Source organism: Aeromonas aquatica, assembly GCF_000764655.1.
In the GTDB taxonomy this organism is placed as follows: domain Bacteria; phylum Pseudomonadota; class Gammaproteobacteria; order Enterobacterales; family Aeromonadaceae; genus Aeromonas; species Aeromonas aquatica.
On the sequence record NZ_JRGL01000063.1, the window covers coordinates 1 to 1,792 of the forward strand.

2 protein-coding genes are annotated in these 1,792 nt (G+C 51.6%); both read right to left on the minus strand.

Features of this window, described 5'->3' with window-relative positions; genetic code table 11:
• Positions 1-1,115: MFS transporter (locus tag LG30_RS0107795; protein WP_052100905.1), on the minus strand; the 1,115-nt coding region annotated here is incomplete at its 3' end.
• A partial coding sequence (locus tag LG30_RS0107800; RefSeq protein ID WP_193354255.1) for a CoA transferase occupies positions 1,099-1,792 on the minus strand: 694 nt, incomplete at its 5' end. The genes LG30_RS0107795 and LG30_RS0107800, both read right to left, overlap by 17 nt.

The following is a 1,792-nucleotide window of genomic DNA, read 5'->3' on the forward strand; positions in this document are numbered from 1 at the left end:
CTTTCAGGGTGGCCGGTCTGGTCCCATAAAAAGCCACTTACCACTGGGGTGATCACGGCGCAGGCGTAGCCAACGGTCAGCATCAGTGACGATACACGATGGACCTCATTGGCCTGACTCACCGCACTTGGAAGCCCAAGCATCAAAATCAGGACGATGGCAGAGAAGAAGCCCACGATCGCTGCTGCGGGCACGATAACCTGAGCCTGGTAGAGTACGATCATCGCCAAGGCACCCAACAATCCAGCAGAGGACAACAGATAAGGCATACGGGACTTCGCCACGGAACCACTGGCCATCAACAAAAGTATGGAAGCGGGTATCTGCCCAAGATTCAATGCAATCAATGCTGACGACGTCTGTGATGCTGCACCGATTTCATCCAAAAACCGGGGAATAAAAAAGTTGGTCGCAAAATACGTGGCATTCACACATCCCATCATCAGCCCCAGTTTCCAGAGGTTTTTTTGTCGGAAATCAGGCCACCATTTGGTTCCGCTCCCCAATTGCTGACCAGCGGCATTCTTTTGGGGCACGCCAAAATAAATCAGACCAGCGATCAACCACGAGACAACGGCCCAAAACTGATAAGCCTCCCGCCAAGTGCCCAGCCAAGGGACCAGCAAGGTATCGGTGATCGCCACGGGGATCACCTCACCTCCCAGCAACATACCATTCACATAAATAGCTGTTGCAAACACGATATGTTTGGGATACCAGTTGGCAACGATGGATGGCAACGCCGGCTGCATCAACGCCACCCCTAACCCTGTAACAGAAGTCGCCAGGTACATGGCCATAGCCGTATCCACGGACCCACGCAGTCCAGAACCGATACCTGTGATCAACAAGCCCGCCACGAGGGTTTTGAGGGCCCCGGTTTTTGAGATCAGGAGTGCCCCCAGAATTGCGGCTGCCGCAAACAAGATAGGGGGAATACCAGAGAGCACCCCGACTTGAGTTTCCGTGAGAGCCATTTCAGCATGAATCTGTGAAATTACTGGTGGAGTTGCCAGAATCGTTAGCCGGGTCCCGGCTCCTGCCAGCCACAGTAATACCAACCCAAACCAAGGCATTCCCTCAAGACTCGAAAAATACTTAGATAAGGGCTTCATCATGGCTCCTTACCGACTGTTTTTCAGAGAGAGAAATGCTCCTGTTCTTTTCAAAGCTGTCGACCTGTTCAGGCGTAAACGCAAGGAAATCTGTCAACAACTGTCGCGTATGCTCACCATGCTCTGGTGCCGGCTGTCTGACAACATCAAACGCAGGATAGGCTCCCAGCTGTATCGGCTGGCCCACCAACAACATCTCACCCAGACGTGAATGGGTAACAGAACACTTCATATTGAGGGCATCCAACTGAGGATTGGACATAGCCTGGCCAACATCATAGACAGGGCCGCAGGGAATGCCTTTGTCGTTCAGCCAGAAAATGAGATCATCACTCTCATGGTTCTTCGTTACTGATTCAATCAAAGCCATCAATGCAACACGATTATTGGATCGTGCGTGAATGTCCTGATATTCAGGGCGTTCGTACAATGCACCCAGTTCTAACAGTTCGCACAGAATGGAGAATTTATCATCCTCTGCTGCAGCAATGTTTATTTCTCCGTCGAGCGTTTTCACAATACCTGTAGGCATTAATGTAGGATGATCATTCCCCATCCGTTGCGGCAGTGTCCCATCATGGAGCCACCGGGCAACCTGAAAGTCCATCATCGCTAAGGTCGACTCCAGTAATGACGTTGTCACCCATTGCCATTCGCCCGTCCGCTCACGCTGATAA